Raw genomic sequence first — 17,252 nt, forward strand, 5'->3', positions numbered from 1 at the left:
GTCAGGCTCCGATCTTGTGGCGGGTGCGGGCGAGCAGGATCACGGGCACGAGCCCGGCCAGCACGATCGCGAATGCGGCGATGGCGCCTTCCTCGTAGGTGCCGCGCGCGGCTTCCGCGTACAGCCAGGTGGCGAGCGTGTCGAAGTTCAGCGGACGCAGCAGCAGCGTCGCCGGCAGTTCCTTCATGGCGTCGACGAACACCAGCAGCGCGCTCGTCGTGAGCGCGGGCCGCAGCAGCGGCAGGTGCACGCGGCGCAGCGTGCCGCCGGCCGTTTCGCCGAGCGAGCGCGCCGCCTGTTCGAGCGACGGCGGGATGCGCGCGAGGCCGGCTTCGATGCTGCCGGCCGGGATTGCGAGAAAACGCACGGTATAGGCAATCACGAGCGCGGCCGTCGAACCCATCAGCAGCAGCCCGTCGCGGCCGAGTGCCGCGCCGAACAGCCGGTCGGCCGCCGCGAACGGGATCAGCAGGCCGATCGCGAGCACGGTGCCCGGCACCGCGTAGCCGAGGCTCGCGATTCTCGCGCACACGCGGGCCGGGCCCGCACGTGCGCTGTCGCGTTGCGCGCGCGCGGCCCATGCGACGACGAGCCCGCACGCGAGTGTCGCGACGGTGGCGGCGGTGGCGATCGTCAGCGTGTTCGCGAGCCCCGTCATCAGTTGTGCGGACACGCCGCCGACGAGATGCAGCCGCTTGGCCGTCTCGACCGCGAGGTACGCGGCCGGCGCGCCGAAGCCGAGCAGCACGGGCAGCCAGCCGAGCACGGCGGCACCCAATGCGGCCGTGCCCGTCAGGCGGCGCGGCGCGATCGGCCGCATGCGCCGGCCATGCGCGTAGCGCTGGCGGCGGCGCCCGTAGCGTTCGAGCACGATCATGCCGACGACGATCGCGAGCATCGCGAGCGCGATCTGTGCGGCACCGGCGAGATCGGAGCGCGTGATCCATGTCGTGTAGACGGATACCGTCAGTGTCTGGACGCCGAGGAATTCCGATGCGCCGATATCGTTCAGCGTTTCGAGCAGCGCCAGGCTCACGCCGACCGCGATCGCGGGCCGCGCGAGCGGCACGACGACGCGCCAGAACGTGGCGATGCGTCCCGCGCCGAGCGTGCGCGCGGCTTCGAGCAGGCTCGCGGACTGCGTGACGAACATCGCGCGCGTGCTCAGGTACACATAGGGATACAGCACGAAGCCGAGCACGAAGATCGCGCCGGGCAGCGAGCGCAGGTCGGGCAGGCGGAACTGGCGCGGGCTGTCGAAGCCGAGCAGCCAGCGGACCGCGCCCTGTACGGGGCCGATCGGGTGCAGCAGGTCGAGATACGCGAACGCGACGATGTAGGTGGGAACCGCGAGCGGCAGCAGCAGTGCCCAGGTGAGCACGCGGCGGCCGGGAAAGTCGTAGGCGGTGACGAGCCACGCGCAGCCGGTACCGACGACCGACACGATCGCGCCGACGCCCGCGAGCAGCAGCAGCGTATTGACGAGCGCCTGTGGCAGCACGAATTCGGCGAGATGCCGCCAGTGCGCGAGATCGGCGTCGAACGCGGCGGCCACGAGCACCGCAAGCGGCGCCGCGACCGCCGCGGCGATCGCCAGCGCCGCGATCAGCCACAGGCTGCCCGCGCGTGGCAGCAGGCGCGGCCGGCATGGCGCGCGGCGCGCGCCGGCGCTTGTTGCGTCAGTTGTCAAAACCGACCTTGTCGACGAGCTGGCTCGCCTGCTTGCGATGCTTCGCGATGTCCGCCAGCGGCAGCGGGTCGATCTTCAGCGTGCCGAAGCTGGCGATCACCGGGTCGAGCTTCACGTTCGCGCGTACCGGGTACTCGTAGTTCGCCTGCGCATACAGCGCCTGCGCTTCCGGCGACACGAGGTATTCGAGCAGTTTTACCGCGTTGGCCTTGTGCGGCGCGTGCTTCGCGACCGTCGCGCCGCTGATGTTGACGTGCGTGCCGCCGCTCTTCGCGTTCGCGAACGTCGGCCGCACGACCTTGATCGCGTCGCCCCACTTGCGCGCATCGCTGCCGGCCTCCGCATTCTTCATGTGACCGACGTAGTAGGCATTCGCGAGGCCGACGTCGCAGATGCCGCCGAGGATGTCGCGCGCGACGTCGCGGTCGCCGCCGGTCGCCTTGCGCGCGAGGTTCGCCTTCACGCCGCGCAGCCACTTCTCGGTCGCGGCTTCGCCGTCGTGCGCGATCATCGCCGCGACGAGCGCCGTGTTGTACGGATGCTGGCCCGAGCGGATGCAGACCTTGCCCTTCCATTTCGGATCGGCGAGATCCTCGTAGCGGAACGCATCGACCTTCAGGTCCTTCTCGACGTACAGCACGCGGTCGCGCAGTGACAGTGCGTACCAGTCGCCGTTCGCGCCGCGCAGGTTCGCGGGAATCGCGTCGTCGAGCGTCTTCGAGCGCACCGGCTGCGTGAGCCCGCCGTCGACGAGATCGAGCAGGTTGCCGACGTCGACCGTCATCAGCACGTCGGCCGGCGACTGCGCGCCTTCCGCCTTCACGCGCTCGAGCAGGCCGTCCTTCACGAACACCGTGTTGACCTTGACGCCGCTCTGCTTCGTGAACGCGTCGATGAGCGGCTGGATCAGCTTCGGTTCGCGGGTGGTGTACAGGCTGACTTCCTCGGCCGCGTGGGCCAGCGGCGCGAATGCGGCGGCGGCAAGGGCGAGGGCGCCGGCAAGCGGCAGCAGGCGGGTGCGCGGATTCGACATGAAGACTCCGGAGGGGCAGGTGGACGAAGGGAGCGTTCCGGGGCGCGCCTGCCGCCCGAGCGATCCGGAACATTACAAAATGAAAGACTCTGGATTCTAGATCGAAATGGGAACGATTATCAAATGAAAGCTGACGGCGGGCAGGCAGAGGATGGGGGAAGGGGAGCGGAAACGGGGCGTCGCAGCAGGAGCGCAAGCGCGTAGAATGCCCGCTTCGATGAATTTGACGGAGTCGCCCCGACCATGAACGATCAGCGCAAGAAGAACCCTGTCCGCAACGTGAGCATCCTGATCGTCGTGGCCGTGCTGCTCGTGATCGGGACGATCCTGTACAACGCGATTTCGCAGAAGCACGCGTACGACGAGGCCCATCCGGCCGAGTCCGCGAGCGCGGCGTCGCACTGACGTGCCGATGCGCGGCCCGGCGGGCCGCGCACGTTGCCGGATGTGAAGGGGTGAGTCCCCGGCTGCCGGCGCGGCAGATGCTGCGCGGAGCCGGGAACGAAGCGGGCGCCGGAACCGGCGCGCCGCGTACGCAGATCAGCCGTGCGTCAACGTGACGCAGGGGCGAACTTCGGGCGGATCCGTGCGTAGAACACGACCGCGAGCAGCGCGAGCCAGGCCGCGCCGACATACAGCGCGACGCGTGTGTCCTCGAACCAGCCGAGCATCACGATCACGAAGCCCATGAACGCGATCGTCAGTGCCGGCGCGACCGGCCACAACGGCACCTTGAACTTCAGCGCCGCGACTTCGGCGCTCGACAGCCGGCGGCGCATCGCGACCTGCGACAGCAGGATCATCAGCCAGACCCACACGGTGGCAAACGTCGCGATGGCCGCGACCATCAGGAACACGTCCTTCGGCATCAGGTAGTTGAGCAGCACGCCGGCGAGCAGCGCGACCGCCATCACGAGCACCGTGACCCACGGCACGCCGTGCCGCGACGTCGTCATCAGTACGCGCGGCGCCTGGCCCTGCCGCGCCATCCCGAACATCATCCGGCCCGCGCCGAAGATGTCGCTGTTGATCGCGGAGATCGCCGCGCTGATCACGACCAGGTTGAGGATCGTCGCGGCCGACTTCACGCCGAGCGCCGAGAAAATCTGCACGAACGGGCTGCCGTCGTTGCCGACACCGGTCCACGGGCTGATCGACATCAGCACGACCATCGTCAGCACGTAGAACAGCAGGATGCGCGCGGGCACTGCATTGATCGCGCGCGGAATCACGCGTTCCGGATCCTTTGCCTCGCCGGCGCTCATCCCGATCACCTCGATGCCGCCGTACGCGAAGATCACGACCGACAGCGACGCGACCAGCCCGCCGACGCCGTTCGGCAGGAAGCCGCCATGGTTCCACAGGTTCGCGAACGTCGGCACGTCGGCCGAATGGCCGAAGTGCATGCCGGTCAGCAGGATCGCCACGCCGCCGCCGATCATTGCGACGATCGCGCCGACCTTGATGATCGACAGCCAGAACTCGAGCTCGCCGAACACCTTCACGTGGCACAGGTTCAGCCCGCAGATGATCGCGACGACGCCGAGCACCCAGATCCATTGCGGGACATCCGGAAACCAGAAGCCCATGTAGATGCCGAACGCGGTGATGTCGGCGATCGCGACGATCACCATTTCGAGCGTGTAGGTCCAGCCGGTGACGAATCCCGCAAACGGGCCGAGGTTCTCGGTCGCGTAGTGGCCGAACGAGCCGGCGACGGGTTCGCGCACGGCCATCTCGCCGAGCGCGCGCATCACCATGTAGACGGCCGCGCCGCCCAGGATGTACGCCAGGATCACGGCCGGGCCCGCGAGCTGGATTGCGGACGCCGAGCCGTAGAACAGGCCGGTGCCGATCGCCGAACCCAGCGCGAGAAAGCGGATGTGCCGCGCGCTGAGGTGGCGCTGCAAGTTTTTCATCGTGTCTCCGATATCGTTATGCGACGGACCGGGCGAGCGGGGCCGGTCCGATTGGCTTAAGTTGTCTATACAACTTAAATGTGAACGAATGATAACAAGTCGGGCCGGGTGACCGGAATCGGGTATTCCCTGACTGGCGCGACGGACGCAATAGGGGGATGGGCGCTCGCGCATGGAAGGCGCAGGCCGCGTGGAACGCTCGGGTCATGCTTCGGGGATCGCTGAATCGGGGAGCGCCGGTGGCCGATCCGCGGCTTGCGCGGGCCGGCCACCGGCGGGGTAAAGCCGCGCTCAGGCGGGCAGGCGGATCACGCTCGCATCCTTGCGGATCAGCAGCGACGACGCGAGCATCTGCTTGCACTGGTGCGCGAGCACCTTCAGGTCGTGCGTGAGCTCGGCACCCACCGCGTCGGATTTCTCCGCGGACACGACCATTGCGTCGAGGTCGCGCGTGATCTGCTTCGACGCGTCGAGCTGATCGGCGGGCGGCGGCTCGCCGGCCTCGGCCTTCTCGAGATTGTCGAGCACGGCGGCGAGGCCGCGATGCAGCGCGTCGTCGTGGAGGATGCTGCCGTCGGCCGCGCAAGCCGTGCGGATCAGCGGCGCGGCGGCCGTGATCTGCGCGCCGAGCACGTGGGTCTGCACGAGCAGGTCGTTCAGTTCCGGCACGAAGCGCTGGTGCGCCTTCGGTTCGATCATCATCCGCTGGAACGCCTGCCCGAGATTCGCGAACGCGATGTGCACGTCCTTGCGCGCGAGGCGGTAGCGGTAGTCGTCGTCGAGGGTCGTGGCCGGCGCCTCGATGGCCGCGGCGACGACCGGCACGACGGCCGCGCCGTCGGCGGCCGGTACGGGCGGCGGCGACATGCCGCGCCCGGCGCGCCACACGGCCTCGAAATACTTGCGGGTAGCGGTGAGCATGTCGGCGACCTGCTTGCCCATCAGCCGGTATTCCCAGTACGGGAACAGCCGGCTCGCGGCGATCGCAATCATGCAGCCGACCACGGTGTCGATCGCGCGCTCGCCGATGATCCGCATGCTGCCCGGCGCGAGCAGGTGGAACATCAGCAGCACGTACGACGACGTGAACACGACGCTCGCCGCGTAGTTGAACAGCAGCAGGCTGTAGCTCATCACCATCGACCCGAACATGATCGCGATCAGCAGGTGCGGCTCCTTCACCGTGTAGATCAGCGCGATGCTGGCCGCACAGCCGATCAGCGTGCCGATGATCCGCTGTGCGTTGCGCTGCTTGGTGAGCGAGTAGCCGGGTTTCAGGATGATGATGGTCGTCATCACGATCCAGTACGCGTTCGTGAGCGGCAGCAGCCGGCCGAGCCAGAACCCGACCGCCACCGCGATCGTCACGCGCAGCGCGTGGCGGAAGCTCGGCGAGCGCATGTTCAGGTTCGAGAAGATCAGGAGCGGCGACATCCGGCGGCGCTGCAGGAAGCGCGTGAGCGCCTTGTCGATCTTCAGTTCGGTTTGCTGCGGATCGGCGTGGCCCGACAGGTTGCGGCGCATCCGGTCGATCAGCCGCGTCGCGCTCCAGATGCGCCGGAACGTGGCGAGCACGGCCGCGTACGCCTCCGCGTTGGTGGCCGGGAAATTCTTCTTGCGCATCAGCTCGATCTCGTACTCGATCGCGCGCAGCTCGGCCTTCACGCTGTTCCGCGAATGCGGTGCGCGGTTTTCGAGCACCGCGAGGCCGATCTCCTCGAGATCGGCGGCCGCCTTGCGGATCAGGTCGCGATAGAAGATGATCAGGTCCGAGCCGCCGAACGTGTTGCGCACCAGCGGGTAATCGGTGTGCGCGCCGACGAACAGCTCGTGCAGGTCGACGCTGTTGATGAACAGGTTGTACATCGTCGTGCGGCCGGGATCGAGCTTGCCGCGGCGCAGCTTCGGCAGGTTGCGCAGCACGATGTCGCGCGCGGTTTCCTGGGTTTCGACCGCCGTGATCTGCTTGGCGACGAGATTGCGGTAGCATTCGTCGAGGTCGGCATCGAGGTCGTAGAACTGCGCGCGCGCGAGCAGGTAGTCGGCGCATGCGAACAGGCTCTCGGCGAGCGCCTGCTGCTCGATCCGGCGCGCCTGCCATTGCGACACGAGCGTGGCCCAGTAGGTGTACCAGAGGCCGCCCGCGAGAATCCAGCCGGCGTTGATGAACGCCTGCAGCGGCGTGAAATTCTCCTCGAGCGTCATCACCATCATGAACAGCGTCGCGAAGCTGATCTGCGGCCAGCGGTTGCCGTAGACGACGATCAGCGACAGCACGAAGGTGAGCGGCACGATGGTGAGCCACAGCACGAAGATGTTCGGTGTTGCAAGGCCCGTTGCGAGCGCGGCCAGAAAGCCGATCACGCTGCACGCGAGCATTTCGTTGTGCTTGTACTTGAGCGGGCCCGGCATGTCGACGACGCATGCGCCGAGCGCGCCCGTCGAGATCGTGAAGCCGAGCTCACGGTTGTGAAACACGATCAGGCACAGCACGGCCGGCAGCGAGACGCCGACCGCGATCCGCAGGCCGCCGAAAAAGTACTGGCTGTAGAAAAACTTTCTGATTTCGACCGAATAGCGCATCGATGGGCTGAATGGCAGACGAAGACGCCCGGGGGCGGCGTCTTGACTGGCGACGAGTCTATCGTATTTCGCGGTCCGCAAAACCTGGCTTTCCGGACGAGGTTCGCGGCGGCGGTCCATTTGCTATCCTTGATGATCCTGTTCGCCCGGCCCGGCCGGTGCGAGGTTCCGACGCCTGCTTCATGCTCCATCTCTTCTATTCGAACCGTCACGAAACGCTGGCCGACGCGCTGCTCGAGGATCTGGCTGCGTTCCCGGCCCGCAACGGCCCGTGGGCGCCGCAACAGGTCATCGTGCCGAGTGCGGCGCTGCGCCGTCGCCTCGAGCTCGACATCGCCGCGCGCAACGGCGTATGCGCGAACGTCGAGTTCACGTATCTCGCGCAATGGCTGTGGGCGCAGATCGGCCGCGTGCTGACGGTGCCCGCGCGTTCGCCGTTTGCACCCGACCGCCTCGTGTGGCGCTGCTACCGGCTGTTTGCACAGGCATCCGATGGTGCGCCGTGGCTCGCGTCGCCGCGGCTGGCCGCGTATCTGTCCGCGTCCGACGATGCGATGCGCTACGAGCTGGCGCACCGCGTCGCGGCCGTGCTCGATCATTACCTGACCTATCGTCCCGAGTGGCTGGCCGCATGGCAGGCCGGCGAATCCGTGCTCGCGGGCGACGGCGCGCCGCGCGGAGTCAGCGACGCCGCGCGCGACGACGAGCGTTGGCAGGCCGCGCTGTGGCGCGCACTGCTCGCCGAGCTGAGCGACAGCGGCACGCCGCCGGCGCACCGCTTCCTCGTCGAGGCGCGCAATCTCGATCCTGAAACCGTCGCGCGCGCACGCACGCACTGGCCGGAATCGGTCAGCGTGTTCGCGCTGCCGACGATGCCGCCGCTGCATGTCGCATTACTGCGCGAGCTGTCGCGCTGGATCGACGTGCGCGTCTATGCGCTGAACCCGTGCCGCGAATTCTGGTTCGACATCGTCACGGCCGCGCACGCCGAGGCGCTTGACGCGGCCGGGCGGCTCGACTACCAGGAAGTCGGCCATCCGCTGCTCGCCGAGTGGGGCAGGCAGACGCAGGCGCAGTTGCACATGCTGCACGAACTGACCGAAAGCGCCGCGTCAGGCGATGCGTCGCGCTTTGTCGAGAATCCCGAGTCCACGTGGCTCGCGCGCGTGCAGAACGCGATCCTCGAACTGCAGCCGGAGGCCGAAACCGGCGATGCACCGGCCGAGCGCGGCATCGAGGTGCACGTGTGCCACAGCCTCGCGCGCCAGCTCGAGGTGCTGCACGACCGGCTGCTCGCGTGGTTCGATGCCGACGCGAGCCTGCAGCCGTCCGACGTGCTCGTCGCGGTGGCCGATCTCGCGGCGGCCGGGCCGCTGATCGACGCGGTGTTCGGCACGGCCGGCACCGGCGGTGCACGCGTGCCTTACCGGATCACCGGCCTGCCGCCGTCGCAGGCGAACCCGGTCGCGCGCGTGCTGCTCGACTGGCTCGCGTTGCCGGAGCGGCAGGTCGGTGCGCCCGAGCTGGTCGAATGGCTGCGCGTCGACGCGGTGGCAGCACGCTACGGCATCGATGCGGCGGCGCTCGAGACGGTGCAGACCTGGCTCGCAGCCGCCGGCGCGCGGCGCGGGCTGTCGCCGCTCGCGAACGACGACACGGCCGTGCCGTCGCCGCGTCATACGTTCTCCGATGCGCTCGCACGGCTCTTTCTCGGTTATGCGATGCCGGAGGGCGCGGCGCCGGTCGGTGCATGGCTGCCGATCGAGGCGGCCACCGGCAGCGAGGCCGAACTGCTCGGCCGGCTCGCGCGCTTCACCGACGATCTCGACGGCTTTGCGCGGCGGCTGGCCGAATCGCATACGCCGCAGGGCTGGAGCGAATTGTTCGCCGACACACTCGCACGTTTCTTCGATTCGGGCGCCGCGTATGCGGATGCGCTCGCGGGCGTGCGCGATGCGCTCGACGCGATGCTGGCCGCGATGACGGAGGGGGCACCCGACGAAGCGTTGCCGGCGGCCGTCGTCCGGGCCGGGCTGGCCGCCGCGCTCGACGATCCGGCGCGCGGCGGGGTGCCTTGGGGCGGCGTCACGTTCTCGTCGTTGACGAGCTTGCGCGGCCTGCCGTATCGCGTCGTCTGCCTGCTCGGGATGGACGACGGTGTGCTGCCGAGTCTCGCGCGTGCGGACGAATTCGACCTGATGGCCGTGATGCCGAAGCTCGGCGACCGCCAGCGCCGCGACGACGAGCGCAACCTGTTTCTCGACCTGCTGCTCGCCGCGCGCGACCGGTTGCTGATTGCCTACACGGGCCGCAGCATTCGTGACAACGCGCCGTTGCCGCCTGCGGCACTCGTCGACGAACTGCTCGACCATCTCGCGCTTGTCACGGCCGGGCCCGACGCCGCGCCGGACGCGGTCGATGCTGCGCGGCGCGCCTTCGTTGTCGAGCATCCGCTGCAACCGTTCGCGGCCGCGTATTTCCAGCCGGGCAGCCCACTCGTTTCCTATGACGCCGAGCGTGCGACGCTCGCGTCGCTGCTGGCCGCCGAGGCGTCGCGCGACGGGCCGCGCGAGCTGCCGTTCTTCGCGCAGCCGCTGCCGGCCGAACCGGTCGAGCCGGTTGCATTCAGCGAATTCGAACGCTTCTGGCGCCATCCCGCGCGCGCGCTGCTGCGCGCGCGGCTCGGCATCGTGCTCGCCGACGCGCAGGCCGAACTGCTCGACACCGAGCCGTTCGCGCTCGACTTCGCCGGCAGCGATGCGCTGGCCGAGCGCGTGCTGCCGCTGCTGATCGAATCGGACGAGGGCGGCGTGCACGATCACGCGCTGCGCATTGCGGACGCGAGCCCCGAACTGCCGGGCGGCGCGACGGGCGCCGTGTGGCGCGACCAGGCGCTTGGCTCGATGACGCAGCTTGCATCGAACGTACGTCGCGCGCTGGCCGACGGGATGGAGCGGCGGCCGTTCTCGCTCACCGTCGTGCCCGCCTGGCCCGACACCGAACAGGCGCTGTTCGGCGCGCACGACGCGCTGCTGTCGGGCGACGCGGTGAGCGCGCCGCTTGAATTGCACGGCACGCTGAACCGGCTGACGCCTGCCGGGCAGATCATCTACCGCTATGCGAGGCCGAGTGCGCGCGATTATCTGTCCGCGTGGCTCGCGCATCTTGTTTACTGCGCCATCGAGCCTGGCGGCCCGCGCCGCACGCTGTGGTTCGGCAGCGGCGGTGCATTCGAGCTGACGCCCGTCGCGGCGCCGCTCGAGCAGCTCGCACCGCTTGCCGCGCTGTTTCGCGCGGGGCGGCGCATGCCGCTGCGGTTTTTCCCGCGCAGCGCGTGGGCACGGGTGTCCGACGGTGAGGCCAAGGCCGCGAGTGTCTGGATCAACGAGCGGGTCGTGAGCGAAGCCGACGATCCGGCCATCGCGATCGCGTGGCGCGGTGCGCATGCGTCGCTCGACGAGCCGTTCGCCACACTCGCGCGGCTCGTGTTCGATCCGCTCGTCGAGCATCTGAAGGAGGTCGCATGAGCGCCGTGTCGCAGCCGCAGCAGGCGCTCGAACTGGACGTGTTCGCGTGTCCGCTCGATGGCGTCAACCAGATCGAGGCGTCGGCCGGCACCGGCAAGACCTGGAACATCTGCGCACTGTATGTGCGCCTGCTGCTGGAAAAGGATCTCGGTGCGGACGAAATCCTCGTCGTGACTTTCACGAAAGCAGCGACTGCCGAGCTGCACGAGCGGATTCGCGGCCGGCTCGCGCAGCTTGCGCATGCGCTCGACACGGGTGACGACGGCGGCGATCCGTTCATCGAGCGCCTGCTCGAGACGACGCTCGGCGAAGGCGGCGAGCTCGACCCTGAAACGGCCGCGAAACGGATCCGGCGTGCGCTGCGCGCGTTCGACCAGGCTGCCATCCATACGATCCATGCGTTCTGCCAGCGCGCGCTCCAGGAAGCGCCGTTCGCGGCCGCGATGCCGTTCGCGTTCGACATGGAGGCCGACGACGCGTCGCTGCGCTTCGAACTCGCAGCAGATTTCTGGCGCACCCGCGTCGAACCGGCGGCCGCGCGCTGGCCGGGCTTTGCGACCTGGCTCGTCGAATCGGGCGCCGGGCCGGCCGCGCTCGATGCGCAGCTCGCGCGCCGGCTGAAGAAGCCGCTCGCCGCGCTGCGCTGGGACGGCGTGACCGAGCCCGACGAATCGGCCGAAGCCGCTGCGGCCGAATGCTTCGCCGAGGCCGGGCGGATGTGGGCGGCCGAGCGCGAAGCGATCGATGCGTTGCTGCGCACCGCGCAGCCCGCGCTCAACCAGCGCTCGCACAAACCCGAAGCGGTTGCCGATGCGCTTGCCGCATGGGCTGCGCATTTCGCGCAGGGCGACGCGACGGCTGCGCTGCCGAAGGCCGCGCTGAAGCTCACGCGCACCGCGCTCGTGAAGGCGACGAAAAAAGGCGGCGCGACGCCCGAGCATGCGTTCTTCGACGTGGCCGACGCGCTCGAAGCGGCCGTGGCGGCCGCCGAGGCCGCGCAGCGCGCGCGCTGGCTCGCGCTGATCGCCGAATGGCTCGACATGGCGCCGGGCGAACTGGCCGAGCGCAAGCGCACGCGGCGCGTCGTCTCGTTCGACGATCTGCTCACGAACCTGTATCACGCGCTACATGCGCATCCGTGGCTCGCCGAGACGCTGCGCGTGCGCTATCCGGCCGCGCTGATCGACGAGTTCCAGGATACCGACCCGCTGCAGTTCGCGATCTTCGACCGGATCTTCGCGCCGGGCGGCCCGCTGTTTCTGGTCGGCGATCCCAAGCAGGCGATCTACAGCTTCCGCGCGGCCGATCTGCATACCTATCTCGCCGCGCGCGCACGGGCGAGCGCGTGCTACACGCTCGCGGTCAACCAGCGCTCGACGCCCGCGATCGTCGACGCCTGCAACCGCTTCTTCATGTCGAATCCGCATGCATTCGTACTCGACGGGCTCGACTATTACGCGGTGCGCGCCGGCACGCGCGTGCGCGCGCCGTTCTTCGACGAAACCGATCCGGGCCCGGCCGGCGATTTCCGGGTGTGGGCGTTGCCTGGCGGTGAAGGCACGTTGCTCAAGCGCGATGCGCAGGCGCAGGCCGCGCAGGCCTGTGCCGCCGAGATCGCGCGGCTGATGCGCGGTGCGCGCGAAGGGCGCGTGCGGCTCGGCGAGTCGCCGCTGTCGCCGGGCGATATCGCAGTGCTCGTGCAGACGCACCGGCAGGGCAGCCTCGTGAAGCGCGTGCTGGCCACGTGGGGCATCGGCAGCGTGGAACTGGCGCAGGCATCGGTGTTCTCGACCGGCGACGCGGAGCAGCTTGAACGTGTGCTGGCGGCGATCGATGCGCCGGGCGACCTGCGGCGTCTGCGCGCGGCGCTCGCATCCGACTGGTTCGGTCTCGATGCCGGCGCACTGTGGCGGATGGAGCAAGGCGACGGCGATGCGCCGCACGAAGCGTCCGCGGCCGACAGCACCGACGCGATGAGCTGGGTCGAGCGCTTCTCGCGGTACCGGCTGCTGTGGCGCGAACGCGGTTTCGCGGTGATGTGGCGCACGTTCACGCGCGAATTGCGGATCGCCGAGCGGCTGATGGCCGGCGCGGACGGCGAGCGTCGCGTGACCGACATCAACCATCTGGCCGAACTGACGCAGGCACGCGCGTCCGCGCAGCCGGGCATCGCGCCGACGCTGCGCTGGCTTGCCGCGCAACGGCTCGACGGCGGCGGCGAGGAAGCGCAGTTGCGGCTCGAATCCGATCGCAACCTCGTGCAGATCGTCACCGTGCACAAATCGAAAGGCCTGGAATACGCGATCGTGTTCTGTCCGTTCCTGAACGACGGCGGGTTGCGCGAGCCGCCCGCGTCCGCGCTGCCCGACGCGCGTGAATATCACGACGATGCGGGCGATGCGGTGCTGCACTACGGGTGCGACGACGAAGCGGCCGCGCATGCGGCGCGGCAAGCGTTGCGCGAGCAGGCCGCGGAGCGCGCGCGGCTCGTCTACGTGGCGCTCACGCGCGCGGTCTATCGCTGCTATGTCGTCGCCGGGCCGTACCTGTCGTCGCGCTCGACGCGCGAAGCGCGGCGCAGCGTGCTCAACTGGCTCGTCGCCGGCGCCGGCCAGTCGTTCGATGCATGGCTCGACGAGCCGCCCGACGAAGCCGCGCTCGATACGGCGTGGCATGCGCTCGCGGGTGGCCCCGTGAGCGTCGCGCCGCTGCCGGCGCCCGCGCGACCCGAGCGTCTCGCGGCCGGGCACGACGCATCGCAGACATTCGCGGCGCGCCATGCGACGCGCGTGCTGCGCGATGCCTGGCGGATGGCCAGCTTCAGTTCGCTGACCGCGTCGATGGCGCGCGAAGAGGCGGGCGTTGCAGCCGTGCCCGATGACGAACTGCGGCCCGATCACGATGCGCTTGCCGCGGTGGCGCCGGATGGCGAGTGGCTATTGGCCGATACGGTCGCGTCCGACCCGCCGGAAGACGACATCCTCGTGTTCCCGCGCGGCGCGGCGGCCGGCGAGTGCCTGCACCGCCTGTTCGAACTCAGCCGGTTCACGGAGCCCGAGTCGTGGCCGAAGGCCGCGCTCGGCGCGCTGCACGACCGGCCGGTCGAGGCCGAGCCCGAACTCGCGACGCGTCTGCCCGCGATGATGGTGCAACTGGTCGACGACGTCGTGCGCACCGAGCTCGTGCCGGGCATGCGGCTCGCCGATCTCGATCCCGCGAAGCGGCTCGACGAAATGGGTTTCCTGTTCCCGGCGCCGTCGCTCGACCTGATGGCGCTACGCCGTCTGCTGGTCGCGCACGACTACCCGGACGTTGCACTGGAGGCGGGCATGCTCGCCGGTTTCATCAAGGGTTTCATCGACATGATCGTCGAACACGACGGCCGCTTCTGGATCGTCGACTGGAAGTCGAACCATCTCGGCACGACGCCGGATGCCTATGGCCCGCGTGCGCTCGACGCCGCGATGGCCGACCACGCGTATCACCTGCAGGCGCTGCTCTATACGGTCGCACTGCATCGCTACTTGCGCGGGCGGCTGCCCGATTACGACTACGACACGCATATCGCGGGCTACCTGTACCTGTTCGTGCGTGGGGTTCGGCCCGGCTGGCGCAGCGGCGGCGAGCCGGCCGGCGTGCACGCGCGGCGGCCCGCGCGCGCGCTTGTCGACGCGCTCGACCGGATGATGGAAGGGGGCCGCGCATGAACGCGCAGGACGATACGCTCGAATTTACCGGTGGCCTCGTCGCGCGGCTGCCCGAGCCCGCCGATTTCGGTATCGCGCTCGCGGAAGGTTTCGCGCGTCGCATCGGCGACTTCTCTCGCCGCGCCGGCGCGCCGGCTGCGGCCGCGCGATGGGCGGCGCGTGCCGCGTTCGCAACGAGTCGTGCGACCGCGGGCGGCCACGTGTGCGTCGCGCTCGGCGCGCTCGCGCAGCGCTACGAAGCACCGCTCGACGAGGTTCGCACGGCGCTTGCCGCGAGCGGCGTGGTCGCGTTCGGCGCGCTCGCGCGTGGCGACGAGCGGCCGCTGATCGTCGATCGCCATGACCACCTGTACCTGTCGCGCTATTTCGATTACGAACGGCGGCTTGCCGATGCGCTCGTCGCGCAGGCCGGTGCGGCCGCGCCGGACGAAGGTCTCGAACCCGACCGGCTGCGCGACAGTCTCGCGCGTTACTTCGGGCCGGCGACCGGCGAAGTCGACTGGCAGCGTGTCGCGGCGATCGTCGCGCTGACCGGCCGCGTGACGATCGTCAGCGGTGGCCCGGGCACGGGCAAGACGACGACGGTCGTCGGCGTGCTGGCCTGTCTGCTCGATGCGCATCCGGGGCTGCGCGTCGCGCTGGCCGCGCCGACCGGCAAGGCCGCGCAGCGGATGCAGGAGGCACTGCATGCGCGGGCCGGCGATCTGCCGCCCGAACTCGCGGCGCGCCTGCCCGATACGTCGTACACGCTGCACCGGTTGCTGGGCGGCGGCGGGGCGGCTGGCTTCCGGCATCATCGCGACAATCCGCTGCCGTACGACCTGATCGTCGTCGACGAGGCGTCGATGATCGACGTCGCGCTCGCCGCGCATCTGCTCGATGCGCTCGCGCCTGGCGCACGGCTCGTGCTGCTCGGCGACAAGGATCAACTGGCTGCGGTCGAGGCGGGCGCCGTATTCGCGGAGCTGAGCGCGCGGCCGGCGTTTACCGCCGCGGCGCGCACACGCATCGCGCAGGCGCTCGGCATCGACGAGGTGGCATTCGTCGCGGCGTTGCCGGTGCAGGACGAAGCCGCGACCGCGGCAGTTCCCGCTGCGCATCCGGTTTCCGCCGCGGCTCGCGCACCGGTATCGGCACTGGCATCGGGATCGGCACCGGCACCGTCATCGTCATCGGTCGCCGCACGCAAACCGATATCGCGACGGAAGACCGATGCGCGACAGGCGTCACTCTTCGACGACGAACCACAGGATGACGAAATATCGTCGCCCGACGTCGTGTCGCCGCTCGCCGCCGCTCCCGTGCTGGTCGAAACCGGCGATGCAGGCGGTGCAGGCGAAGCCTCCGCATGGATCGAGGTCGACGAACTCGCGTGGCTCGACGCCGTCGAGCTGCCACCGTTCGACGCAGGCGATGCGGCGCTTGCGTCTGTTACATCGATACTGCCGGACGAACCCGCCGCCGCGTCCGCCACGCCCGCAGCGGCATCCGCACCGGCACCGCTCGCCGACTGCGTAGTCTGGCTCGAACGCAATTACCGCTTCGGTCTCGATTCGCCGATCGGGCGGCTGTCGCTCGCGATCCGCAGCGGCGACGTGCAGGCCGCGCTCGACGCGTTGCCCGCCGACGATACGGCCGCCGCGTCGTTCCATGACGATGCGGGCGAGTCGCTCGCGTCGTCGACGCTCGAGCGCCTCGCGCGGCGGTTCGGTGCTTACCTCGACGCGTTGCGCGACGCGCTGGCCGCGCCGGTGCCCGATCCGCTGCCGCTGTTCGACGCGCTCAACCGGTTCCGGATCCTGTGCGCGACCCGCAGCGGCTTGCGCGGCGCGGAGCACGTCAATGCGCTCGTGGCCGCGCACGTGCGCCACGCGGCGCGCGTGCCGCTCGCGGTCGGCGCGCACTGGTTTACGGGGCGGCCGATCATGGTGACGCGCAACGACTATGCGCTCGGGCTGTTCAACGGCGATATCGGCATTGCGCTGCCCGACGCGCACGGCGTGCTGCGCGTGTGGTTCAGGCGTGCGGACGGCACCGCGCGCGCGGTGTCGCCGGCCGCGCTGCCGCCGCACGAAACCGCGTTCGCGCTGACGGTCCACAAATCGCAGGGCTCGGAGTTCGACGAAGCCGCGCTCGTGCTGCCGGCATCGTTCGGCCGTGTGCTCACGCGCGAACTCGTCTATACGGCCGTCACGCGTGCGCGCACGCGCGTGCAGGTGATCGGGCCGCGGCGCGTGCTGGCGCAGGCGGTCGCGACGCGCACGCAGCGCGATTCGGGGCTCGCGGCACGCGTCGACGAGGCGCTTGCACGGCGCCGCATGGAGGCTGCGCGATGATGATCCGCTATACGCTCGATCCAGCCGAGGTCGAATGGACGGCCGTGCGCGCGCAAGGCGCCGGCGGGCAGAACGTGAACAAGGTGTCGAGCGCGATCCATCTGCGCTTCGATATCCGTGCGTCGTCGTTGCCGCCTGTCATCAAGGAGCGGCTTCTCGCGCTGTCCGACCAGCGCATCACGCGCGATGGCATCGTCGTGATCAAGTCGCAGGAATATCGCACCCAGGAGAAGAACCGCGAGGCCGCGCTGGCGCGCCTCGATGCGTTGATCGGCGGCGTTGCGTTCACGCCGCGCGCACGGGTCGCCACGCGGCCGACACGTGCGTCGAAAGAGCGGCGGCTCGAGCACAAGTCGCGCCGCAGCGCGGTGAAGTCGGGAAGAGGGAAGGTGAGCGACTGACGAATGGATGAACGGGCGAACGACGGGCACGACTGTCGGTTGCCCGCCGCCGCGCC

9 protein-coding genes are annotated in these 17,252 nt (G+C 69.6%); 5 read left to right on the forward strand and 4 right to left on the reverse strand.

Annotated features, from left to right (window positions below; all coding sequences use genetic code 11):
- Position 1 precedes the first annotated feature (1 nt).
- Positions 2 to 1,690, reverse strand: a complete 1,689-nt coding sequence (locus HAV18_RS16980) for an iron ABC transporter permease (RefSeq protein WP_166957746.1) — start codon at positions 1,688 to 1,690, stop codon at positions 2 to 4.
- Positions 1,680 to 2,723 carry a Fe(3+) ABC transporter substrate-binding protein gene (locus HAV18_RS16985; protein WP_166957747.1) on the reverse strand — a complete coding sequence of 348 codons (1,044 nt, stop codon included), beginning with the start codon at positions 2,721 to 2,723 and terminating at the stop codon, positions 1,680 to 1,682. Before HAV18_RS16985 ends, HAV18_RS16980 begins: the two co-directional genes overlap by 11 nt.
- A 243-nt stretch (positions 2,724 to 2,966) precedes the next feature.
- Here HAV18_RS16985 and HAV18_RS16990 point away from each other — a divergent pair, with 243 nt between their 5' ends.
- On the forward strand, positions 2,967 to 3,128 hold the full coding sequence (locus HAV18_RS16990; protein ID WP_166957748.1) for a hypothetical protein: 162 nt from the start codon (positions 2,967 to 2,969) through the stop codon (positions 3,126 to 3,128).
- Between the two features lie 146 nt (positions 3,129 to 3,274).
- Here the strand turns inward: HAV18_RS16990 and HAV18_RS16995 are convergent, their stop codons facing one another.
- On the reverse strand, positions 3,275 to 4,642 hold the full coding sequence (locus tag HAV18_RS16995) for an amino acid permease (RefSeq protein WP_166957749.1): 1,368 nt from the start codon (positions 4,640 to 4,642) through the stop codon (positions 3,275 to 3,277).
- 291 nt (positions 4,643 to 4,933) lie between these two features.
- Positions 4,934 to 7,225 carry an FUSC family membrane protein gene (locus HAV18_RS17000; protein ID WP_166957750.1) on the reverse strand — a complete coding sequence of 764 codons (2,292 nt, stop codon included), beginning with the start codon at positions 7,223 to 7,225 and terminating at the stop codon, positions 4,934 to 4,936.
- 182 nt (positions 7,226 to 7,407) lie between these two features.
- On the opposite strand from HAV18_RS17000, the gene recC reads away from it, so the two are divergent.
- Genes recC through arfB form a run of 4 tightly spaced genes read left to right on the forward strand, consistent with a single transcriptional unit; the run spans position 7,408 to position 17,196 of the window.
- Positions 7,408 to 10,752: an exodeoxyribonuclease V subunit gamma gene (gene recC, locus HAV18_RS17005; RefSeq protein WP_166957752.1), complete on the forward strand. Its 3,345-nt coding sequence runs from the start codon at positions 7,408 to 7,410 to the stop codon at positions 10,750 to 10,752.
- Positions 10,749 to 14,459 (forward strand): exodeoxyribonuclease V subunit beta, encoded by a 3,711-nt coding sequence (gene recB / locus HAV18_RS17010; RefSeq protein ID WP_166957754.1) that lies wholly within the window; start codon positions 10,749 to 10,751, stop codon positions 14,457 to 14,459. Before recC ends, recB begins: the two co-directional genes overlap by 4 nt.
- A complete protein-coding gene (locus HAV18_RS17015; RefSeq protein WP_166957756.1) occupies positions 14,456 to 16,795 on the forward strand; it encodes an AAA family ATPase in 2,340 nt (779 codons plus the stop codon). Before recB ends, HAV18_RS17015 begins: the two co-directional genes overlap by 4 nt.
- A complete protein-coding gene (gene arfB, locus HAV18_RS17020) occupies positions 16,792 to 17,196 on the forward strand; it encodes an alternative ribosome rescue aminoacyl-tRNA hydrolase ArfB (protein WP_166957758.1) in 405 nt (134 codons plus the stop codon). The genes HAV18_RS17015 and arfB overlap by 4 nt, the downstream gene beginning before the upstream one ends.
- Positions 17,197 to 17,252 lie beyond the last annotated feature (56 nt).

It is taken from the genome of Burkholderia sp. D-99 (assembly GCF_011605345.1).
In the GTDB taxonomy this organism is placed as follows: Bacteria; Pseudomonadota; Gammaproteobacteria; order Burkholderiales; family Burkholderiaceae; genus Burkholderia.